18 protein-coding genes and 1 pseudogene are annotated in these 23,474 nt (G+C 39.9%); 5 read left to right on the top strand and 14 right to left on the bottom strand.

Going from position 1 to position 23,474, the window contains the following annotated elements:
• Positions 1 to 33: 33 nt before the first annotated feature.
• The 3 genes from ABLC00_RS04960 to ABLC00_RS04950 form a co-directional block, all read right to left on the bottom strand.
• On the bottom strand, positions 34 to 1,368 hold the full coding sequence (locus ABLC00_RS04960; RefSeq protein ID WP_006582066.1) for a D-serine ammonia-lyase: 1,335 nt from the start codon (positions 1,366 to 1,368) through the stop codon (positions 34 to 36).
• A gap of 162 nt (positions 1,369 to 1,530) precedes the next feature.
• A complete protein-coding gene (locus ABLC00_RS04955; protein WP_004710095.1) occupies positions 1,531 to 3,162 on the bottom strand; it encodes an inorganic phosphate transporter in 1,632 nt (543 codons plus the stop codon).
• Between the two features lie 167 nt (positions 3,163 to 3,329).
• Positions 3,330 to 3,560, bottom strand: coding sequence for a hypothetical protein (locus tag ABLC00_RS04950; protein ID WP_033845555.1), 231 nt, complete (start codon positions 3,558 to 3,560; stop codon positions 3,330 to 3,332).
• A 65-nt stretch (positions 3,561 to 3,625) separates the two neighbouring features.
• On the opposite strand from ABLC00_RS04950, the gene metH reads away from it, so the two are divergent.
• Entirely contained in the window at positions 3,626 to 7,312 is a 3,687-nt protein-coding gene (metH, locus tag ABLC00_RS04945) for a methionine synthase (RefSeq protein ID WP_006581215.1), read from the top strand.
• A 51-nt stretch (positions 7,313 to 7,363) separates the two neighbouring features.
• Here metH and ABLC00_RS04940 read toward each other — a convergent pair whose 3' ends face one another.
• Entirely contained in the window at positions 7,364 to 8,635 is a 1,272-nt protein-coding gene (locus tag ABLC00_RS04940; RefSeq protein ID WP_004710102.1) for a hypothetical protein, read from the bottom strand.
• A 160-nt stretch (positions 8,636 to 8,795) separates the two neighbouring features.
• Here ABLC00_RS04940 and ABLC00_RS04935 point away from each other — a divergent pair.
• Positions 8,796 to 9,002: pseudogene (locus tag ABLC00_RS04935) on the top strand (LysR substrate-binding domain-containing protein); the annotation flags it as partial.
• Between the two features lie 12 nt (positions 9,003 to 9,014).
• Here ABLC00_RS04935 and ABLC00_RS04930 read toward each other — a convergent pair.
• The gene (locus tag ABLC00_RS04930) at positions 9,015 to 9,461 is read right to left on the bottom strand and encodes a hypothetical protein (RefSeq protein WP_033846669.1); all 447 of its coding nucleotides are present in this window, start codon (positions 9,459 to 9,461) and stop codon (positions 9,015 to 9,017) included.
• A gap of 172 nt (positions 9,462 to 9,633) precedes the next feature.
• Between ABLC00_RS04930 and ABLC00_RS04925 the strand changes: the two genes are divergently transcribed.
• Positions 9,634 to 10,779 carry an aldose epimerase family protein gene (locus tag ABLC00_RS04925; RefSeq protein ID WP_033846668.1) on the top strand — a complete coding sequence of 382 codons (1,146 nt, stop codon included), beginning with the start codon at positions 9,634 to 9,636 and terminating at the stop codon, positions 10,777 to 10,779.
• Between the two features lie 67 nt (positions 10,780 to 10,846).
• Here the strand turns inward: ABLC00_RS04925 and ABLC00_RS04920 are convergent, their stop codons facing one another.
• Positions 10,847 to 12,067, bottom strand: coding sequence for an MFS transporter (locus ABLC00_RS04920; RefSeq protein WP_004888253.1), 1,221 nt, complete (start codon positions 12,065 to 12,067; stop codon positions 10,847 to 10,849).
• A 106-nt stretch (positions 12,068 to 12,173) separates the two neighbouring features.
• Here ABLC00_RS04920 and ABLC00_RS04915 point away from each other — a divergent pair, with 106 nt between their 5' ends.
• Positions 12,174 to 12,962: a helix-turn-helix domain-containing protein gene (locus ABLC00_RS04915; RefSeq protein WP_004888254.1), complete on the top strand. Its 789-nt coding sequence runs from the start codon at positions 12,174 to 12,176 to the stop codon at positions 12,960 to 12,962.
• Here the strand turns inward: ABLC00_RS04915 and ABLC00_RS04910 are convergent.
• Both ABLC00_RS04910 and def read right to left on the bottom strand, forming a co-directional pair.
• Positions 12,929 to 14,251 carry a glutaminase gene (locus ABLC00_RS04910; RefSeq protein ID WP_002054468.1) on the bottom strand — a complete coding sequence of 441 codons (1,323 nt, stop codon included), beginning with the start codon at positions 14,249 to 14,251 and terminating at the stop codon, positions 12,929 to 12,931. The genes ABLC00_RS04915 and ABLC00_RS04910 overlap by 34 nt on opposite strands.
• Positions 14,252 to 14,429: 178 nt before the next feature.
• A complete protein-coding gene (gene def / locus ABLC00_RS04905; protein ID WP_004710118.1) occupies positions 14,430 to 14,912 on the bottom strand; it encodes a peptide deformylase in 483 nt (160 codons plus the stop codon).
• A 234-nt stretch (positions 14,913 to 15,146) separates the two neighbouring features.
• Here def and ABLC00_RS04900 point away from each other — a divergent pair, with 234 nt between their 5' ends.
• Complete coding sequence (locus ABLC00_RS04900; RefSeq protein WP_004888255.1) at positions 15,147 to 16,445, top strand: MFS transporter; 1,299 nt, start codon at positions 15,147 to 15,149, stop codon at positions 16,443 to 16,445.
• Positions 16,446 to 16,506: 61 nt separating this feature from the next.
• Here ABLC00_RS04900 and ABLC00_RS04895 read toward each other — a convergent pair whose 3' ends face one another.
• From ABLC00_RS04895 to ABLC00_RS04870, 6 genes are all read right to left on the bottom strand, one after another.
• Positions 16,507 to 17,703 carry a hypothetical protein gene (locus tag ABLC00_RS04895; RefSeq protein ID WP_002054411.1) on the bottom strand — a complete coding sequence of 399 codons (1,197 nt, stop codon included), beginning with the start codon at positions 17,701 to 17,703 and terminating at the stop codon, positions 16,507 to 16,509.
• A gap of 155 nt (positions 17,704 to 17,858) precedes the next feature.
• Positions 17,859 to 19,499, bottom strand: coding sequence for a thiamine pyrophosphate-binding protein (locus tag ABLC00_RS04890; RefSeq protein ID WP_004888256.1), 1,641 nt, complete (start codon positions 19,497 to 19,499; stop codon positions 17,859 to 17,861).
• Positions 19,500 to 19,537: 38 nt separating this feature from the next.
• Complete coding sequence (locus tag ABLC00_RS04885; RefSeq protein ID WP_004888264.1) at positions 19,538 to 21,004, bottom strand: aldehyde dehydrogenase; 1,467 nt, start codon at positions 21,002 to 21,004, stop codon at positions 19,538 to 19,540.
• A 13-nt stretch (positions 21,005 to 21,017) separates the two neighbouring features.
• Positions 21,018 to 21,809, bottom strand: a complete 792-nt coding sequence (locus ABLC00_RS04880) for an aspartate dehydrogenase (protein WP_033846666.1) — start codon at positions 21,807 to 21,809, stop codon at positions 21,018 to 21,020.
• A gap of 15 nt (positions 21,810 to 21,824) precedes the next feature.
• Positions 21,825 to 22,619, bottom strand: a complete 795-nt coding sequence (locus ABLC00_RS04875; protein WP_004888265.1) for an SDR family oxidoreductase — start codon at positions 22,617 to 22,619, stop codon at positions 21,825 to 21,827.
• Positions 22,620 to 22,634: 15 nt separating this feature from the next.
• Complete coding sequence (locus ABLC00_RS04870) at positions 22,635 to 23,459, bottom strand: alpha/beta fold hydrolase (protein WP_004888267.1); 825 nt, start codon at positions 23,457 to 23,459, stop codon at positions 22,635 to 22,637.
• Positions 23,460 to 23,474 lie beyond the last annotated feature (15 nt).

Below are 23,474 nucleotides of genomic sequence, written 5' to 3'. Positions count from 1 at the left end.
GCCCAATTCTAAAATTGGGCTTTTTTTGTGCAATTATTTGTTTTGACTATGTGTTAAATACTTTTGCATTTCATCAGGTGGAACCATACCACCACCAGTCGCCCATACCACATGTGTCGCATGCTGTAACTTTTCAGCTGACAATTGATGCAAGGCCAAATAATCACGAGTAGTTTGCACATAATATGGCCCCATCATGCCTGCCGCTGCCGAGGGCTCAACTTGGATATTCTCAGTTTGATTTAAAAGCGCAATCAGCTCATATAAACACTCATCATGAATGGTGTAGTAACCGTCAATTAACTGCTGCATAGCACGGCCGACAAAACCAGAAGCACGGCCAACAGCCAATCCATCTGCAGCAGTAATGTTATCTAAACCAATATCGTTTACTGAAATCTGATCATGCAACCCTGTATAAACACCTAGTAACATACATGGAGAGTGAGTCGGTTCTGCAAATATACAATGTACATGCTCACCAAAAGCGAGTTTTAACCCAAAACTCACTCCACCAGGGCCACCACCGACACCACATGGCAAATAAACAAATAATGGGTGTTCTGCATCGACTTTAATCTGTTTTTGCTCACACTGTTGTTTTAAGCGTATTCCTGCTACTGCATAACCTAAAAATAAAGTCGTCGAATTCTCATCATCAATAAAAAAACAATTTGGATCTTGTTCTGCTGCTTTACGTCCCTGCTCTACAGCGACACCATAATCACTGGCGTATTCCACAACATTGACACCTAATGAACGCAGTTTATCTTTCTTCCACTGTCTTGCATCGGCAGACATATGCACGGTCACTCTAAAACCGAGCTTCGCGCTCATAATACCGATTGATAAACCAAGATTACCTGTAGAACCTACTGCAATTTGATATTTGGAAAAAAATGCTCGAAATGCATCTTGGTCAAGTTGACTATAATCATCATCTAACTTGAGAAACCCTGCCTCAATTGCTAACTTTTCAGCATGAGCCAAGACTTCATAAATTCCACCACGTGCCTTGATTGAACCCGAAATAGGTAAATGACTATCTTTTTTAAGCCAAAGCTTTCCAGTAAGCTTCTGTTGTTTTTCTACAGATAAGGCTTGTTGCATATCTGCAATTTCAACTAGTTCTGATTCAATTTTTCCATGTAGTGCTTGAGTTTCTGGAAATACTTTTGCTAAGTAAGGTGCAAAACGTTCTAGCCTTGCTTCGGCATCTTTTACATCTTGCTCTGTCAGTCCTACTTTCATGAGAGCTTCTTTTAAAGGATAACGGTTCGGATTAAACCAAAATGTTTCTTGGTAATCTTGTAATGTTTGAATGAGTGGGAATTGTTGTTTGAGTTGATCGAGTTGAACCGTTTTCATCCTATATCCTTTCATCAATTTTTGAGCTAGTCACCTAGCAATAAGTATTTGCAGTAATCATTCATTCTTTACTGAGTTTATTTGAAAAAAGCGATCTTTTTTTTAAATGTGACAATAAAAAAGCCACTAATAATAGTGGCTTTTTAGATTTAAGCAGACAACTTAAATGAACTTTAAGAACAACCAATATAAACCACCTGACAAACAGATGGTCGCAGGTAAAGTAAATATCCAAGCTGACAAAATTGTCTTAATGGTATTAAAGTTTAGACCTGATTTATTTGCAACCATGGTACCCGCAACAGCACTGTTTAAAACATGAGTAGTTGAAACTGGCATACCTAAACCATCTGCTGCTGCAATAGTACTCATTGCAATAAGCTCAGCAGACATACCTTGACCATAAGTCATATGGTTCTTACCAATACGCTCACCTACAGTCACCACAATACGTTTCCAACCAACCATAGTGCCAAGACCAAGCGCTAATGCAACCGCAACTTTCACCCAGTTTGGAATGTACTGTAAGAATGAATCCAAGCTACCGCGATAATCTTTCACAAGCTTTTTCTGTGAATCATCCATTTTTGGTAAAGCATCTGCTTTGTCCAAACGTTTAAACGTGGTTGTGCTTAAATACATATCATTACGAATTTCACTAATCGCAGCTTCAGGAATATCTTTTAAGTCGCTATAGCTAGAAACACGAGCACCTAAATGATCAGTCATACTTGCCAATGCAGGTACAACTTCAGGTGTCTGTTGCTTGGTTTGAATATATTTAGTTAAAACTTCACGCGCTTTTTCATCAGTCAATTCTTGCTGATTATGGTTTAACAAAACAGCAGTTTGAGAAGAAAGCTGGTGGAATGATTGAACCTGTTGTGTATCTAGGTTTTTATTTATTGAATAAGCTAACGGTACTAAACCAACCAAAATGAGCATGATGAGACCCATACCTTTTTGGCCGTCATTTGAACCGTGTGCAAAACTTACACCTGTACAGGTAAAGATTAAAATTGCACGAATGATTGCTGGTGGTGGCTTATTACCTTCAGGTGGCTGGAATAATTCTAATTGGCGTTTGAAAATAGTTTTAACCAACAAGAATAAGATTGCTGCAAAAGCAAAACCAATTAAAGGTGAAAATAATAATGCCTTACCTACTTTAATCACCTGGTCCATATCTACACCACTGGTCGTTACGCCAGTCGATGCACTCAATAGATGGTTCATAATACCCACACCCAAAATTGAACCAATCAAGGTGTGAGAGCTAGAAGCTGGGATTCCTAAGAACCAAGTACCAAGGTTCCAAAGAATTGCAGCGATTAACAATGCAAAAACCATTGCAAAGCCAGCACCGCTACCCATGTTCATGATAAGTTCAACAGGAAGCAATGCAATAATGCCATAAGCAACAGCACCACTTGCGACCATTACCCCAAGAAAATTACAAAAACCAGCCCACATGACTGCAACTGGTGCAGGCAATGCATTTGTATAAATGACCGTTGCAACTGCATTAGCAGTATCGTGGAAACCGTTTACAAATTCAAAGCCCAATGCAATGAAAAGTGCAGTAGATAAAAGAATAACCGAATAAAGGCTCAAAGGTGGAACATGCGCTAAATCAGCACTAACCTGAAACCCAATATAAATAAGTGTTGCAACAATAATCGTCAGAAACACCGGCATAAAAAATTTCGGTGTTGGGACGTGTACATTCGTCGATTTTGCTTGCAGGTTTGCCGCAAGTTTTGAATCCGAAACAGGGGGTAGATTAGAATTCATGCAGACGGTAAGAGGATAATAAAATCCTCTGTATTCTTAAATTAAATTATGACAATTATATGACAAAGAGCCGCCTGATGAAGTCAATTTTTTATATTTTGACCTCATTTGATGCACCTTTCCCCGATCATTTTTATTTTATTTTTAAAATACAATAACTTAATTCATTATTTATGAGCTCCTTTTGTGCTTATTTTTACAGCAAAAAAATAAATAAAATGGCCTATATGTCTATTTTTCATACAGAACAACTGTAATATTTCGGCATATTGAGCATGAAATATTTCAATATCATGATCATTTGATGAATATTTCATGAAAATTCTTTCGTTTTTGTCATAAAACACCCTCTTTTTTATTTTTTTACTTATTGTCTCATGACCTTCGTAGGTCATCATTTGTGCTGCTATTCTGTTACAATAGCGCCGCATTTTTAAATTCATATAAAAGATCGGGGTTTTCTATGTCTACGCTTGCCACCCTAAAAGCGCTTCTTGCTAAACGCATTCTGATTATTGATGGTGCTATGGGAACTATGATCCAGCGCCATAAATTAGAAGAAGCCGACTACCGTGGTGAGCGTTTTGCCGATTGGGCACATGACTTAAAGGGTAATAATGACCTTTTAGTTTTGACACAACCTCAAATTATTCAAGGCATTCATGAAGCTTATCTTGATGCTGGTGCAGATATTATTGAAACCAACAGCTTTAATGGCACGCGTGTTTCAATGTCTGACTATCACATGGAAGATCTTGTTCCAGAGATTAACCGTGAAGCAGCACGTTTAGCCAAAGCAGCTTGTGAAAAATATTCAACTCCAGAAAAACCACGTTTTGTTGCTGGTGTACTTGGGCCTACATCGCGTACTTGTTCAATTTCACCGAATGTAAATGACCCTGCTTTTCGTAACATTACCTTTGATGAGTTAAAAGAAAACTACATTGAAGCGACTCATGCACTGATTGAAGGCGGTGTAGATATCATTTTGATTGAAACCGTATTTGATACATTAAACTGTAAAGCAGCGATTTTTGCAGTCAAAGAAGTCTTTAAACAAATTGGTCGTGAATTACCAATTATGATTTCAGGGACAATTACCGATGCATCAGGTCGTACTTTAACGGGTCAGACTGCGGAAGCTTTCTGGAACTCTGTGCGCCATGGTGATTTGCTTTCAATCGGTTTTAACTGTGCCCTTGGTGCAGATGCTATGCGTCCTCACGTAAAAACCATTTCTGATGTCGCAGATACTTTCGTTTCAGCACACCCCAATGCGGGCTTACCAAACGCATTTGGTGGATATGACGAAACACCTGAGCAAACTGCAGCTTTCTTAAAAGAATTTGCTGAAAGCGGTTTAATTAATATTACTGGTGGTTGCTGTGGTACGACACCAGACCATATTCGCGCCATTGCCAATGCAGTCAAAGATATTGCACCTCGCCAAGTACCTGAAACCGTACCTGCTTGTCGCCTAAGTGGTTTAGAGCCATTTAATATTTATGATGACTCTCTCTTTGTAAACGTTGGTGAACGTACTAACGTTACCGGTTCTAAAAAATTCTTACGCCTCATTCGTGAAGAAAACTTTGCCGAAGCTTTAGAGGTTGCACAGCAACAAGTGGAAGCTGGCGCGCAAATTATTGACATTAACATGGATGAAGGGATGCTCGATTCGCAAAATGCGATGGTGCATTTCTTAAACCTTGTAGCATCAGAACCTGATATTTCACGTGTGCCAATCATGATTGACTCATCAAAATGGGAAATCATTGAAGCTGGCTTAAAATGCGTACAAGGTAAACCGGTTGTTAACTCCATTTCCTTAAAAGAAGGTTATGACGAGTTTGTCGAAAAAGCCCGCCTCTGCCGTCAATATGGTGCCGCAATTATTGTGATGGCCTTTGATGAAGCTGGACAAGCTGACACTGCTGAACGTAAACGCGAAATCTGTAAGCGCTCATACGATATTTTAGTGAATGAAGTAGGCTTCCCTGCTGAAGATATTATTTTTGACCCGAACGTGTTCGCAGTAGCAACTGGCATTGAGGAACATAACAACTACGCGGTCGATTTTATTGAAGCAACAGGTTGGATTAAACAGAACTTACCACATGCCATGATTTCTGGTGGTGTATCGAACGTTTCGTTCTCGTTCCGTGGTAATGAACCCGTTCGTGAAGCCATTCACTCGGTGTTCTTGTACCATGCCATTAAGCAAGGCATGACCATGGGTATTGTGAACGCTGGGCAAATGGCAATTTATGATGATATTCCAGCCGAGCTAAAAGAAGCTGTTGAAGATGTCATATTAAACCAAAACCAAGGTGAATCTGGTCAAGCTGCGACTGAGAAACTGCTTGAAGTAGCAGAAAAATACCGCGGACAAGGCGGCGCAGCTAAAGAAGCTGAAAACCTTGAATGGCGTAATGAGTCGGTTGAAAAACGTCTTGAATATGCACTAGTTAAAGGTATTACGACTTATATTGACCAAGACACCGAAGAAGCGCGCTTAAAATCTAAACGTCCTTTAGATGTGATTGAAGGACCGCTGATGGACGGTATGAACGTGGTTGGTGACTTGTTTGGTTCAGGCAAAATGTTCTTACCGCAGGTTGTGAAATCTGCCCGTGTAATGAAACAAGCTGTAGCATGGCTCAACCCCTACATTGAAGCTGAAAAGTCTGAAGGACAATCTAAAGGTAAAGTCCTCATGGCAACGGTAAAAGGCGACGTACACGATATTGGTAAGAATATTGTAGGCGTGGTACTTGGCTGTAATGGTTATGACATTGTTGACCTTGGTGTAATGGTACCTTGCGAGAAAATCTTACAAACCGCAATTGATGAAAAATGTGACATCATCGGGTTGTCTGGTCTGATCACTCCATCTTTAGATGAAATGGTATTTGTTGCGAAAGAAATGCAACGCAAAGGCTTTAACATTCCTCTATTAATTGGTGGTGCGACGACATCTAAAGCCCACACGGCAGTAAAAATTGACCCTCAGTATCAGAATGATGCAGTAATTTATGTTGCCGATGCTTCACGTGCTGTAGGTGTTGCTACAACCTTGCTTTCTAAAGACATGCGAGGTGCATTTATTGAAGAGCACCGTGCTGAATATGCCAAAATTCGTGAACGTTTAGCCAACAAACAACCAAAAGCGGCCAAACTGACTTATAAAGAGTCGGTTGAAAATGGTTTTAAAATTGATGAAAGCTACGTGCCACCAAAACCAAATCTTTTAGGAACACAAGTTTTAAAGAATTATCCGCTTGCAACACTCGTGGATTATTTTGACTGGACACCATTCTTTATTTCATGGAGCTTGGCAGGTAAATTCCCGAAAATTTTAGAAGATGAAGTGGTTGGTGAAGCTGCAACAGATTTGTACAATCAAGCTCAAGCAATGTTGAAAGATATTATCGACAATAACCGTTTTGATGCTCGTGCCGTATTCGGTATGTTCCCTGCTCAGCGCACTGATGCAGACACAGTGAGCGTATTTGATGAAGCGGGGCAAAATGTTACGCATACTTTTGAGCACTTACGCCAGCAATCTGACAAAGTGACAGGTAAACCAAACTTGTCTTTGGCAGATTACATCCGTGCTGATAGCGAGCAGCAGGACTACTTAGGCGGATTCACTGTATCGATTTTTGGTGCAGAAGAATTGGCAAATGAATACAAAGCCAAAGGTGATGATTACTCTGCAATTTTAGTTCAGTCACTAGCCGACCGTTTTGCAGAAGCTTTTGCCGAACACTTACATGAACGCATTCGTAAAGAGTTCTGGGGTTATAAAGCTGATGAACAGCTTAGTAATGAAGAACTGATTAAAGAGAAATATGTCGGTATTCGCCCTGCACCAGGTTACCCTGCTTGCCCTGAGCACTCTGAAAAAGCAGTATTGTTTGACTGGTTAGGTTCTACCGACAAAATTGGTACTAAACTGACTGAACACTTTGCAATGATGCCGCCATCTTCGGTAAGTGGTTTCTATTATTCTCATCCACAAAGTGAATACTTCAACGTAGGTAAAATCTCTCAAGACCAACTTGAAGATTATGCAAAACGTAAAGGTTGGACACTAGATGAAGCAAAGCGTTGGTTAGCGCCGAATTTAGATGACTCGATTGTTTAAGTTTAAATAGTAATAAAAAATCCCCTCTAGTGAGGGGATTTTTTATCATATTTAATCAATAATTCCTGGAATATAAATCATTCCATTGAAAACATCTTCACCTAATTTAACATTATTAAATCTAAAAGTTTTTTTATCATTATCCATAGATAAACCTGAACAAGATTTATAGCGATCTCCACAAACTATTTTTTCATTTTCTTTCGTAGTTTCAATTGAAATATGACCATTGAATTCTTGAATTACTTCCAATGGATAAGCTCCTGTTTGCCCTATTAAACTAATAGAATATTTTTTCTGATCATTTACGACATAAGCGAAACCATAATTTTGGCGCAATATAGGATATATTTCTTTATTAATTAAAATATTAGAAGTATTCCTAGGAATATTATATTCCAAATCTAACACTCTAAATTTATTTCGTTCTTTATCAAATAAATTCAAGTTCTGTATATTAATAGATAGTATCTTTTCATTATCTCCCCACGAGATCGACGAAGCAGGAACTAAGCCATAAAAGGAAAAACCTGGTTCATAATTTGTTAAATTATAATTTCGAACTTTAAGTTGTATATCTTTAGAATATTGATTATTATTACTTTCTTTAAATATTTCAATATTCACAATATCATCATCTTTTTTAAAAACAAGTTCATCTACACTACCAATGTTTTTATTATTTCCATCTTTATAAATAATAATATCTGAATTCATATCAGATAATTTATATACTTGATTATCTAATTCGAGGATACCTATCCCACTTTTTCTTGGAAATCTATCTTTATTAAAACCCACCCAGTTAGAGGGTATTTTTAATTCTAAGTTACCTGTAATTTTTGCCGTTAAATCTTTTTTTTCTATCCAGTCAACTAAATAATTTTTCCATAATTTATTAAAATTATTTTTAAATCTTATATTTAATTGTCTACTATCATTATCAAAACTATATTCCGTATTATCTGAACAGTCTTCATAATTTATACAAAATAAAACACTCATATCATTATATTTATTTATCCAAGCAAGTGAGGCAAAACGTGCCTTATTACTTTCAGCCAAAAGCTGTAATTCACCATAAATAGGAAGGTCCGTTTTATCGGGTTTGTTAAAATAGAGAGTTACATCTGAGCTATTTCCTTGGGCTATTAAGCTATATTCCTCTTCTTTTACATTCAAGTTAACTTTATCATTAAAATTTTCAGCTTCGATTGTAAGCATATTTTTTTCATACTCATTTTCTTCTCTTTTGGACTCCTCCCCACAACCAATTAAAAAAATAGTACTTAATACACTTATTTTGATTAGTTTATAACTCATAAGATCCTCATATTAATTTTTTGTTTTTTAAATCCCTACAGATATTATCATCAATTACAAATATTAATACCATTAAATTCAATTATTTATTTTGAAAAAAAGATAAAATCAACCTTCCAAGTCTCTATCATAATTTTTAGTTTTAAAAAACTCGATATTTGAAGCAGCTATGCATGGACTAGGATTTGTTTTGGAAAGTAATTTACTCACTCAAAATTATTTGGACTCAGGAAAGTTGGTTAGAGTTTTTGCAGATGAACTATCGATTCCTATTTCTGCTCATCATTTGGTATATCCTCGAACGCATCAATTTATTCCTAAAATTGAACTGTTTTTAAACTGGATTCATGATGAGTTAGCAGATTGAGAAAGTGATTTCTTAAATGATCTGAATTTCCTCAACTCTTAAGTGATGCATCATCTCTCGAACAAATACAAAGTAGGTAAAAACATAAACCTGATCTCGAGCCACTTGGTTTGTGTAGTAGCTTAAACGCTCAATAAAATCATTAAATCCATGCTCAAGCTCAATACGGCTGATTTGCTTTTTAGCACTAAAAAATAACTCACTGAGTTGTGCCATGGCGGTATCAGCCGTAACAACTACCCCACTTATCTTTAAATTTCTGAGGGGCTGAGACTCGATGATTTCTTCAATAAAATAAATCATCTTTTCAACCGCAAGCTCATCAACAACGCCATTGCTGATACTTTTTGAATTAATAAAACCCAAACCCTGTTCAAGTTGAATGTGCTGGTTGTCTAAATCAAATGACAAGCCATTAAGAGCAAGTGAAAATTTTAAAACTGAGACAGAATGAGTCATAAAAATAGCTTACCGCTGAGTTTTATTAATAGGACTAGGGCCAGTTTGTTCAATAGTTAGAGTTAACAGCGCTAATCCTCATTAACACTATATATAATAAAAACCTCTTTAAAAAGACGAAAAATCAATCTTATATTCATGCAATCTAACTATTAAAAAATAGAGTATAAGCATGAAAAAACTAGTAATTTTAGGTGTTACGATTTACAGCTTTGCACAACTGGCAAATGCAGCAACCTTAAATGTAAAGCCATATGGCACGACTCAAGACGGTCAAAAAGTTGAACTCTATACCATGAGCAATAACAAAGGAGTCTCGGTATCTTTTATTAGTTTCGGTGGTGTAATTACCCAGATTTTGACTCCCGATGCACAAGGCAAACAAAATAATATTGTTTTGGGCTTTGATGACTTAAAAGGCTATGAAGTCACTGATACCAAGGAAGGCATTCATTTTGGTGGTTTGATTGGTCGTTATGCGAACCGGATTGGTAATGCTAAATTTAGCTTAGATGGAAAAACGTATAACCTCGAAAAAAATAATGGCCCGAACTCATTACATAGCGGGAATCCTGGTTTTGATAAACGTGTTTGGCAAGTTAAACCCCTCGTCTCTCAAGGTGAAACCGTTAAAGCTTCTCTGAAGTTAACCAGTCCAAATGGTGATCAAGGTTTTCCCGGAAAATTAGATGTAGAAGTAATCTACAGTCTTTCAGATCAAAATGAATTCAAGATTGAATATAAAGCCAAAACTGATCAACCTACAGTCGTCAACCTTACCAACCATAGTTATTTCAATTTATCAGGCGCTGGCAATAATCCTTATGGTGTGCTCGATCATATTGTCCAACTCAATGCAGACCGTATATTAGTAACCGATCAAAACTCTTTACCAACAGGTGAAATTGCTTCAGTTGCAGGTACGCCTTTTGACTTTCGGAAGCCTAAAGCAATTGTGAAAGATATTCGAGCAAATAATCAGCAACTCGCCTATGGATATGGCTATGACCAAACTTGGGTAATTAATCAAAAGTCTCAAGGGAAACTCAATCTTGCAGCGATTGTGGTTGACCCAAAATCTAAACGGACCATGCAAGTCTTAACCACTGAACCAAGTGTCCAAATGTATACAGCCAATCATTTACTCGGAAATATTGTTGGCGCAAATGGCGTACTCTACCGACAAGCAGACGCACTAGCATTAGAAACACAGCATTTTCCAGACAGCCCAAATCAACCGGCTTTCCCGTCTACACGTTTAAACCCAAATCAAACTTATAACAGTGTTAGTGTATTTAAGTTTGGTGTTCAAAAATAGTCTTTTTAATGAGGCTATGTGCATATTAAAAAGACTCTCAGTTGAATATGGCTGAGAGTCTTTTCATTTATTTAACCTTTGTGTTTGGTAAAAGTGCTGTTGCAAAACCAAGTAATGGCAACAATGAACATAAACCAAATACCCATTCAATACCGTTAATATCCGCTAAATGCCCCAGCCCAGCTGCGGCAATACCACTTACCCCAAACATAAGGCCAAACATTAAACCCGCAATCATACCCACACGGCCCGGAACAGCTTCTTGCGCATACACCACCATCGCTGCAAAAGCCGATGACAACACCAAACCAGCAATAATTGAAAAAACTGTTGTCCAAAATAAGTTTGCATACGGCATCATTAATGCAAATGGCGCCATACCAACAAATGAAACCCAAATCACAGCTTTACGGCCAATCTTATCGCCAATTGGGCCACCAGCAAATGTACCTACTGCCACAGCCGCCAAAAAAGCAAATAGGTGTAATTGAGCTGTTTGAATACTGATATGGAACTTTTGAATTAAGTAAAAGGTAAAGTAGTTACTAATGCTCGCAATGTAGGTAAATTTGGCAAACATCAACACACTAATTGTGCCCAAGGCGATAATGAGCTTACGGCCATGCAATTTAGTATGTGCTTGGGTAGCACGCGCAACTACCTGACTTTTAGCATGACTCACGGTCCAACGGCTTACGCCAAATAAAACCCAAATTGCTAAAAGTGCAAATATCACCAAGCCCGCAACTGCATGTTGTCCAAATGGAACAATTAATAACGCTGCTAATAATGGGCCAATGGCAGTACCTGTGTTTCCGCCCACTTGGAAAGTCGACTGAGCTGTACCGAAGCGCCCGCCCGATGCCATTCGTGCTACCCGTGAAGCTTCTGGATGAAAGGTTGCGGACCCGACTCCAATAAGTGCAGATGCACATAACAACACAGCAAAACTTGGTGAAAATGCCAACAAGATAATGCCGCAGAATGTGACGACCATTCCGAGTGGGAGAAGATACGGTTTTGGATGTTTATCGGTATAAAGTCCAATCCAAGGCTGTAGCAGAGAACCTGTAATTTGATATACAAACGAAATCAGGCCAACCTCCGCAAAACTCAGCGAAAAGTTTGCTTTTAGCATTGGATAGATGGCTGGTAACACCGCCTGAATTAAATCATTCAGTAAATGTGCAACCGCCACGGCGCCTACAATTTTAATAATCATTCCTTGAGGCTGATCATTTGCAACGGTATTGGCAATACCATCTTTCAATTGTATTGAAGACGTCATACCTGAAAAACTCCAATATTTTTAAATGAGATGCTTATTGTAAATTGTCGCTTATAAAGTTATCTTCCAATAATCATCGTATAAGTGACAATTTCTAGGATAATTTATGTCCGATTCTCTTATTCAGTCCGATTTGTCTGAACTGGTGATTGGGCTATCTTCCGAGCATTCTTACCGAGAAATCACCCCAACCCATACGCATACACGTGCGCAGTTTTTATATGCATCTACTGGAACTATTCAGGTGTTTACACCGAATAATGTGTGGATTGTGCCACCCATGTGTGCGTTATGGATTCCAGCACATGTAGAGCACAGTGTGATTTCACTGAGTCACGTGAAGTTAAATACGGCATTGGTTGAAGTAAATGCAGCCCCTCTAATGGGACAACATTGCTTTATTATTCGGGTGAGTAACCTGTTGCATGAACTTTTAATACGTTTAAATGAAATTAAACGAGAGGAAATTCCAAATACACCGACCTCTCAAGAGCTTTCCCGTTCTTTACAAATTTTGATTTTTGAAGAAATACATCGGGCCAATTTGTTGTCTATCCAGATTCCGTGGCCGAAAGACAAAAGACTCTTAAAAATTTGCCAAGAGTTATTACATACCCCTGACAGTTCAAAAGATTTAACAGATTGGGCTGATGATATTGGCACGAGTTCTAGAACTTTAATGCGTATGTTCCAGAAAGAAACTGGGCTATCTTATCGGGCATGGATACAGCAAATGCATATTGCACTTGCCTTGAGTAAAATCGCGAATGGTGAATCTATTTCTCAAATTTCAGAGTCACTGGGGTATACAAACCCCAGCGCGTTCAGTGCGATGTTTAAGCGACATCTAGGAAAAACACCTCAGCAATTTAGAAGTGCCGCGATGTCGCTATAAGTCTTTTTTTTTGCAGGGAGGTCATGCTTTTCGAGCAAATCATCGAAATCGTGATAAACATGAAGTTCTCTGTCTTTACCAGTTCTCGCATGATCTAGGCGCTGTTCTGGATCGACTAGAACAAGTGTATGTCCATCATCAATTAAACGATCTAAGCCTTCTAAAAACATACGTTTACCCACATCGTGGATAAGTGAAATCTGAGTTAAATCAATGACGATTGTGCTTTGATCAATTGTCTCGTCTTGTAAAATACGCAATAACATTTCAGCTTCAGTAAACTTCAACACACCACGCAGCACATACACACTCAATGATGCATCTTTTCCAGTACGATAATGGCTTTGTACAATGGTTTGTGCAGAAGGTGTTCCTTCCATGAGGTGTAACCCCATGTCACGAGATAATCGTTCTAAAATATCAATACCTCGAACACTATGACCATGTTCATCTAGTCGAGGTGAAAAAGCAGCCATACTGACCTGACCAGGTAGCACGCCCAAGATACCACCTGCTACACCACTTTTAGCAGGAATACCTACAGTTGAAAGCCAGTCACCCGCGGCATCATACATACCACAGCTCATCATGACACTGAGTACTTGTCTAACCACAGATCGATTTAGTAAGCGCTTTCCAGTTTTAGGGTCGACCCCACCATTGGCAAGCACACTGCCCATACGTACCAAGTCTTTCACTGTAACCATAATCGCACATTGGCGAATGTACCCATTCACAATATCGACTGGGTCAGTTTCTAAAATCCCTACCGTTCGCAACATATAACCGATCGAAAGATTACGGTAGGCTGTTTTGACTTCCGAATCATAAACAGACTCATCAAAACTTAATTCGCGGCCTGCAAGCTCGCTCATAAAACGGCGTAGAATTTCTGCGCTATGCAAACCATGTTTGACCTGAATCAAGGAATGTACAGTAATTGCGCCAGAGTTAATCATTGGATTTTTTGGTCGGCCGTCTTTACCCAATGAAATTTCATTAAAGGCTTCCCCTGAAGGCTCCACCCCTACTTTCGCGAGTACTGCATCAATGCCAAGTTGTTGCAAAACGTAGGCATATACAAAAGGTTTAGAAATCGATTGTATGGTGAACTCAACATCATCATCGCCGACCGAATAAATTTCCCCATCTACCGTAGACATTGCTAAAGCTAATCGATTTGGGTTTGCATTTGCCAACTCAGGAATATAATCGGCGAGATGACCGCTATTATCGACGTCACAGGCTTCTATAACATTTGCCAAATAATCTGGGAGAGGGGTTTTCATGGTCAGTAACCTTAAATGAGGAGATTTACAACATCGCGCAAAATTTCAGCACAACCTGCTGATAATATTAAAATTATATCTTTTGTAATGATTTAAATATCACGCTATAAGTATTGTAATTCCTATAACTTCTCCATTTCAAGCTCATTATAGGTTTTTCAAAACTTTAAAGAGATGGTTAGCTTATTCTTTCTACAAACAAGATCCCATTTAAATGATCAATTTCATGTTGAACAATACGAGCAGGAAAACCATGAAAAACGCTTTCAATCGTCTCACCCTGAAGTGTTAAGTATTTCACCTTAACCATTTCTGCGCGTTCAACTTGTCCACGTTCGTCTGGCACACTTAAGCAGCCTTCTTCACCTAAACAAACTTCGTTTGAGAACTCTAAAATTTCAGGATTTACCATAACCACAGCATCCATTTCAGGTGCATCCGGATAGCGTGGATTTGGTCGAGATGCCACAATAATGACGCGTTTAGAGATATAAACTTGCGGTGCTGCAATCCCCACCCCATTACGCTCAAGCATTGTTGCATGCATAGCGTCAGCAAGCTGATAAAGCCAATTACTGTTTAGCTCATTTGCCGAAACAGGAGCCGCGATTAATTTCAAAATATCTTCACCGCGCTTCGCGACAGGTAAAACTACGCTCATCCTTTGAATCTCTCATTAAACTGGCTATGACAAGTTTTATTGTGTCGCTGAACAGGCCAAAAGAAAAGTCATTCCGACATCTGTTTTTGTTTCATCTAAAGCATTTTTTGTTTTAAAGCTTTTTTAGCTTACTAAGTAAAATCCACATATCCCTATAGAACAAATTTCCTCCATTTACTTTTATTTCACTTTTCCATTAATATCCTAACTTCAATTACAACAACTAAGTAAAAAATGGATCAGGAATTAACTTTGCAGGACGCGAACTATCTCACTAAAGAAGATAAACGAACCCTCGCCCTTTCTTCATTGGGTGGCGCTTTAGAGTTTTACGATTTTGTGATTTATGTATTTTACGCAAAAATCATTTCCGACCTCTTTTTTCCAAGTACGCTTAGTCCGTTTTGGGCCATGCTCAACACTTACGGCATTTTTGCAGCAGGTTACTTTTTCCGCCCTTTAGGTGGGGTTATCATGGCCCATTTTGGTGACTTGGTCGGGCGTAAGAAGCTCTTTTCACTTTCAATTTTGCTGATGGCACTGCCTACCCTATTTATCGGGATTTTGCCCACCTTTGAAAATATCGGATATTTGGCACCTCTACTTTTATTGCTTATGCGTGTGGTGCAAGGGATTGCGATTGGGGGGGAAATTCCAGCTGCATGGACCTTTGTATCGGAACACGTCCCTGAAAGAAAAATCGGACTGGCAAATGGGTTACTCACCGCTGGGCTTTCTTTAGGAATTTTACTGGGTGCACTGATGTCTTTATGGATTTCACTGAATTTTAGTGAAGCACAAATCCATGACTGGGCTTGGCGTATACCTTTTATTGCAGGTGGTATTTTTGGTCTAGTTGCACTTTATTTAAGAACGTATTTAAAAGAAACACCTGTATTTAAAGCCATGCAGGCACGTAAAGAAATTTCAAAAGAAATGCCTGTAAAACAAGTCTTAAAAACGCATAAAACAGCGGTTGCGATTGGCATGTTATTTACATGGTTTTTAACGGGCTGTGTGGTGGTAGTGATTTTAGCCATGCCAAATTTGTTGATTGGTTCATTTGGTTTTGATCGTGCACAGACTTTTGAAATGCAAAGCGCAGCCATTATCATGCAAATGGTCGGCTGTATTTTGGCTGGTTATTTTGCTGACCGTTTTGGTTGTGGCAAAGTCATGATGATCGGTGCGCTTGCTGTGGCACTTACAGCGGCAGTTTTTTATCACAGTTTAGGTCATGCCGCACATTCAACCATTTTTGGTTTATATATGTTGTTAGGTCTATGCTCAGGTACTGTCGGCATGGTGTCGAGCAGTATGGTTAAAATGTTCCCCGCGCCTGTTCGCTTCTCTGGCATTTCGTTTTCTTATAATTTGTCTTATGCAATTGTTGGTGGTATGACCCTACCTTTAGTTCATTGGCTCAGTCAATACAGTGATATTGGTGCGATGTATTATATTTTCGCGCTAACAATTTTGGCCTTTGTAACTGCCTTTGTGTTTTGGAATAAGTTTGAAAAAAACAGGTATTAAAAATTTTCACTTATTAAATAAAAAACCACGCCGATTGCGTGGTTTTTTAATACTGCTTACTTTAGAAAGTAAACCCGATATTAAAGTTAATACGGTATAGCCATTTATCACTGTTAGGTGAAGTGGCAGAGGTATACCCTGTTGAGTTGGTCGAGCCACCAATAATGTTGGAGTTTTTACCCCACGTATAGTCTGCCCAAACCATAAATGGCGAAGCAATAAACATCATGCCTGTAGTGTTCATTTGCGAATCTGACCAATCATCACGTTTTTTATCGAGATAACTATAGTCATTATAAAACTTAATGGCTTTTAGTTTGCCCATATTGGTCACAGGTAACGTATAAGCAAGGTTTAAACTGGCAATCGTACCTTCTGAAGCAATGAAATAAGCAGGTGTAAAGCCATTATTACCCATTAAAGTCATGTCATTATTTACACCATCTGGGTTTTTAGCATCATATTGATAGTGAATGACAGAACTTTGTAAATTAAAGCGATTGTAGTTGTTTTCGGTATGTAAACCGACTGCATAATATTTGCCGTCTTTATCGGTCACTTTGTTATGTAACTGTGCAATCGCGCCAGAAACACCAAACTCCTGCTTACCAAAATCGGTTTCTAACTTGCGAACAATGCGGGTATTGATTTGATTGCGCTTTTCATTTTGATAGGCTTTTTGAGATGGAAATGCATTTCCTGCCAAATCATCATAAGTTGCACTCTCAGGTGAATAACGCAAGTTGGTCTCTAACATTTGCGGGTAGTAACCGAGTTTTACATCCCAATCTTTGTCGTGATAATTCCAGTTAAGTCCCGGCGCAATGTTATTTCCATACCCTAAAAAGAATGGAATGTGATAGGTCCAGCCATTTTGCGGATAGGGATAAATTGTAAAAGGTTTATAAACCAGACCTGCTTCAATGCTGTTATTGGCATTTAAGTTATAGCCAACGTATGCCTTTTCAATAGATGTTTTCTGCTGATCTTGAAATAGATAGCTGGCATTGATGTAAGCATCATCAAACTTACCTTTTAAATCGACTCTGAAAATATCAAAATAGAGCTTACCGAAACCGCGGTTTGGGCCTTCCCAATCTTCATAGCGCTGATTTAACCGAACCACCCCACCTAACTTTAATGAGTCGGTGCCGTCATCACTTTTCCATTCAAGCAATGAGTCTTTTGCAAATGCATTGACGCTTACCCCCATCGTAAGCTGCGCAATGAATGCCATGATCAATGAAGTCTTTTTCATCTCTACATCCTTGATTGAGTTCCAGCGTCCTGCTGGAACTTTATTTGTTTTACCTGTAAAACTTCGTTTTTATTGTTTTTTAGACAAAAAAATTTATCTAAAAAAAGGATGGCTTAGCAGCTCCCATCGCATATGTACTAAACCATCCAAACTGGTTAATACAGTTTCTTTTGCGGTGGACCCGCGAAGTTTAATGGTCCAATCGAGTTCATATCGAGCTCGATCACTGTTGGCCCTTCAAAAGCGACAGCCTCTTGAATAACCGTTTTAAACTCTTCTGCACTACCCACTTTCCAGCTTTTCACACCCATTGATTCACCAAGAAGTTTGTAGTCTGGAGTATGCAGTTCGTTGAAATACTGGCGACCACCGAAGTAGTTATTTTGAATGCCACGCATTACGCCATAACCACCGTCATTCATAATCATTAGGACCATATTGGTGTTTTCTTGTACCATAGTTGCAATTTCACCAATGCCAAGCATTAAGCCGCCATCGCCGACTAAACCAATTACTTTTTTGTCAGGGTTAGCAACTGAAGCACCGATTGCTGTTGCAAGGCCTAAACCAATTGCACCCGCAAGTGAGTGGATGTTTTGGTTTGGTGCTTGTACAGGGAATAAACGACTGCCCCATGTACTACCCGACATAGTGATGTCACGTACAAAAATACCGTCTTGCGGTAAAGCCGCACGCAAGTGATCACAAATTAATGCATACTGATCGATTTGCTTGCGCAGTGCATCAATGGCAGCTTGTTTAGCCGCCACTACAGCAGCATCGTAATCGGCATCAACTTTTGAAGTACCTTGAAGTTGTTCTAACACACGTGTTAAGACATCTTTGGCATCGCCACAAATGAAGTTACGAATTTTGTAATTACGTTGCTGAGCCACTGGGTTGGCATCCACCTGAATAATGTTTTCAGGGAATTCAACCGAATAAGTTTTGGTTTCATTACTACGTAAACGAGAACCCAACACAACCATTAAGTCAGCATCTTTTAATAATTGCTCAACGCCTGCCGAGTTATGGAACGCACCTAAACTACGTGGATGATCATCTGGCAAAACCCCACGAGCATGAGTCGATGAAACAACCGGAATACCTAAATCTGCAATTGCTTTAACTTCAGCAACGCTATTTAAAGTTCCACCACCAATCCAGAAAATCGGACGTTTTGCTTTTTTGATTTCGTTTACCAGAAGATCAATTTCTGCTTGCTCTGCCTGTGGTAACTCAAGTGCTTTGACTGGTCCTAAGTTAAGTGGCAAATCAATTTCTGCTGCCTGCACATCAATCGGCAGCTCAACACTTACCGGTCCCATTGGAACTGTGGTTGCTACACGGATGGCTTCACGAATCACACCAACAGCATTGTCTGGGCTGGTAATACGGAACGCCGCTTTGCTTGATGCTCGTAAGAATGTAAGTTGGTCTTTGGTTTCATGAATGAAGCTTGCATCACGGTCAAGATATTCACGCTCAACCTGACCAGTTAAATGCAATACAGGGCTACTCGCATTCATTGCTTCAATCAGTGAACCCACCGCATTACCTGCCCCAGCACCCGTACTGGTCAGCGCTACACCTAAGCCTTTAAAACGTGAGTGTGCATCTGCCATGGTGACTGCACCCGCTTCACCACGTGCTGCAACAAAGCGCATTTTTTCACGGCGCCCAACTGCATCAGCAATAGGTAAATTGTGGATGGAAATAACACCATAAATACTATCAACTTGGTGCGCTTCTAATACTCTTGCGATTGCTTCGCCTACATTTACACGTTCAGTCATGTCTGTTCCTCAAAATTTGTTTTCAGTCCTTGAATTTATTAATCGCACCAAGGGTTGGGCTGTTCATTCAGCCCCATATAAATACTCTTTTGTTGCATGTACGATAAAATGCCCAAACGGCCTTTTTCGCGCCCAATCCCACTGTCTTTAAAGCCACCAAACGGCGCACTAATCGAGAATTTTTTGTAGGTATTAATCCATACCGTTCCCACTTCTAAAGCACGTGCAATTCGCCAAGCTTTGCGATAGCTTTCAGTCCAGATACCTGCGGCAAGACCAAAACAACTGTCATTGGCTTGGGCAATTAAATCTTGCTCATTGTCATATTTCATAACGACTAAAACAGGGCCAAAAATTTCTTCCTGACAGGTTTGAGCACTGTTATTTAAACCCGTAATAATCGTTGGTAAGTAATAGCTTCCTTTGGCATAGTCACCATTCGTAAGTGCCTCACCACCAATCAGAACTTGACCACCTTCGCTTTTGGCAAGCTGTACATAGCGATCAACTGACTGCAAATGCTTGTCATTGACCAGTGGTCCTAAATGCACACCAGCTTGTTCTGGATGGCCCACACGTAAGCCTTTAGTAATTTGAACCAAACGCGTTAAAAACTGATCGTAAAGACTGCTATGAATAAATAAGCGAGAACCTGCGATACACGCTTGGCCTGCCGAGCTAAAAATACCGTACGCGACACCTTTAGCTGCCAGTTCGACATCTGCATCCGGTAAAACGATGGTTGGTGACTTACCACCTAACTCAAGCGAAGTGGTAATGAGTTTATCTGCGGCAATGTGTGCCAAATGACGACCCGTGGTTGTTCCACCTGTAAAAGAAATTTTACGAACCAATGGGTGCTGAGCAATTGCATCACCAATCACAGAACCGCGCCCAACTAGCACGCTGAGTAAGCCTTTTGGTAAACCTGCTTCTTCAAAAATTTTGGCAAGCTCTAAAGCAATCAGTGAAGTTGCTTCTGCTGGTTTTAACACCACGGCATTTCCTGCTGCCAAAGCTGGAGCAAGCTTTTGAACTTCACTCGCAATTGGAGAGTTCCAAGGGGTAATGGCTGCCACAACGCCCACTGGTTCATGCACACTCATGGTCATAAAGTCTGGAGCACGCTGAGTGGTGAGCTCATCATTCAACGTTTCACATGCCGCAGCAACATAGCGTGCAGTTGCCGCCGCGCTCATCACTAAACCACGAGTTTCGGTTAAAGGCTTTCCATTATCGCGGGTTTGTAGTTTCGCTAATTCATCTACACGCGCTTCAATAATGTCTGCAACTTTATAAAGAATACGTGCACGCTCATGCGGCAAGCTGTTTCTCCAGCTCGGTTCACGCCAAGCCTGATCTGCCTTTTCAATTGCTTCATTTACATCTTCAAGCGTTGCTGTTGAAAGCTCAGCGTTTACCGACTGATCTGCCGGAAACAGGCTTTGAATGACTGCACCACGGCCTAATCGCCATTCACCCGCAATATAAATTTCCTTTGCCATGATCAAATCCTTCTTAAATCTGTATTGCTTCTACACTATTGCGACAAGCACGAATCACGCTAAGCGCAGCCAAAGTTGATGTTTTCGGGTTACTTGGCAACGGTACTCCCACCAGTTCAATGGTCATTTGTCCAAAACCACCTTCTGCTACAATGGTGTGTTTATTTTTGTTGATGGTTGGATCAACAGTTAACTCAACCATGGTTTCATCCATTCCAAGCCCTGCAAGTGCAATGGTTGCTGCAACATTGGCGTTGGCAGGAAATTTCATGGCAGCTTCACGGGCAGTTCCTGTAAAAAAGACCGTAGGTTCTGAAACATGGTCTAAATCGACTAATTGCTCTGCATAACTGCCCTTCCAACTTTTTGGACTTTTACAGCCTTTATAAGTGACCTTTTGCAAGCCACCTTCTTTAGCAGCAGAAATACCGTCAATACCTGCGATAGCCCCTGCAAGTAAATGCAGATGGGCATCATTTTTTTCGGCAGTTTGCTTAAGCTGAACCCAAAATTCACTATCAGCCAAAGTACCCACCGAAATCAGTCCAATGGTCCAGCCTTTCGCTAAAACTTTTTGAGCATGCTCTTTCACTGCTGCTTGACCTGCCACCTCAATGACATAGTCTGGCGTACCATCACATTGCTCAATATCTGAAATCACCTGAATGTCAGATGAGACTTGTGATTGAACTTTCTCAATGCTGCGAGATGGCACTACAATCCATTTGAGTTGCAGATCTTGAGGCAAATGGGCATACACTTCTGCTGCCATTGCGCCAAAACCAATCATCATCAACTTTTTCATGACAGCACCTGATATTTATAAATGTTTGTTAAAACCACCTGAGACATCTATTGCCGAACCTGTGGTGTAAGATGCCAATGGTGATGCCAAGAAAACTAAAGCACGTGCAGGCTCTTCCGGGCGGCCTAAACGCTGCATTGGGATACCACGGTTTTTTGCGATATTGCCTGTCCACTCTTCCCATGACAGATTTAAATCTGAACGGGTCTCATAACGGCGTTTCCACTGCGCAGATTCGACCATACCGAGTAAAATCGAGTTCACACGAACGCCATACTGAGTAAACTCATGCGCCAAAGAATGGGTTAAATTCAACAGTGCAGCGCGTGCAGATGAAGTCGCAATCATGTGCGGTTCTGGTTGCAATGCCAGTAACGAGTTCACATTGGTAATTGAGGCATTTGCCGACTGTTTTAAGTCGTCAAGAAAAGCACGTACCGGATGTAAAACACTGAAATATTTCAGTTCAATTTCTTTCATCCAGTCTTCATCTTGTGTGTTTTCAAAATTTGAAACACGACCTTGCCCGGCATTGTTAATGAGCATGTCTACATTGCCCAAATTGAGTTTGACCTCTTTGGCAAATTGCTGAACTTCTTCTTTTTTCAACACATTACATGCTTTGGTAAAAATATTGGCATGTGGAAATTTTTCTAAAATATAGTGCTTAGAAGCATTTAAACGTTCTTCATCGCGACCACACCAAGCAACTTTTGCATCCTCTGCAACCAGTATTTCAACAGCAGCCAGCCCAATCCCAGATGAGCCACCGGTAACAACTGCAACTTTTCCTTCAACTTGGAAGCTCATAATCCTTAATCTCTCTTACGATTGTTCCTGAATCGTCAACATAATTTGGTTAAATGCTTGCGGTTGGTCGACATAACTTAAATGTCCTGCATCTTCTATGACGAAGCGCTGTTCCAACTGCAATTCCTGAGCAAGCTCTTGTATACCTAACGCAGGAGTGATTTGATCTTGCTGCCCTGCAATCACTGTGCATGGGACTTTTAAATCGGTTAAGTAATTACGTATTTCGTCATATGCCAGTAAGTACGATGCATGTGTGAAACCCTGTAGGGTCAACTGTTGCATCACTTCTGAAACTAAAGCTAAGGCTTGTGGCTCTTGTTTATAAATCAAATGAGGTCCACGGCTTTGGGCCATTCCTTTAGCACCGAGTTCTTTCAACATTTTTGGTCTTTTTTCAAAAACCTGAATTTGTGTTTGTTCATCGTGACGTTGGTAGCCTTGAGCTAAGTTAGCAACAACCAAGTGTTCCACTCGCTCTGGGTAAAGTGCAGCAAATGCACTGGCCTGTAAGGCGCCTAATGAGTGTCCGACCACAATCGCTTTTTTAATTTTTAAAACATCGAATAACGCTGCCAAACGCTTTGCGTAGTCGGTTGCATTCGGTTGATCCGTTAAAAGTTCATCTGATTTGCCATAGCCCGGTGCATCCCAGGCAATGACATGAAAATGATGAGACAGCACTTCAAGTTGGTTTACCCATGAAGCAGAACCTGAACTAATGCCATGCAACAGCACAAGGTATTCGCCCTGACCAGCTTCCCGATAGGCTTGCTGCTGGCCTTGAACATTGACCGTTTTCACCGGAAATTCTGCTAACTTTTCAATGAGTGTCATCATTTTCAATTCTTTCCC

The organism is Acinetobacter nosocomialis (genome assembly GCF_041021905.1).
GTDB classification, from domain to species: domain Bacteria; phylum Pseudomonadota; class Gammaproteobacteria; order Pseudomonadales; family Moraxellaceae; genus Acinetobacter; species Acinetobacter nosocomialis.
Note: the sequence above shows the minus strand (reverse complement) of the source record. Positions and strands in the feature narration are given on the sequence as shown.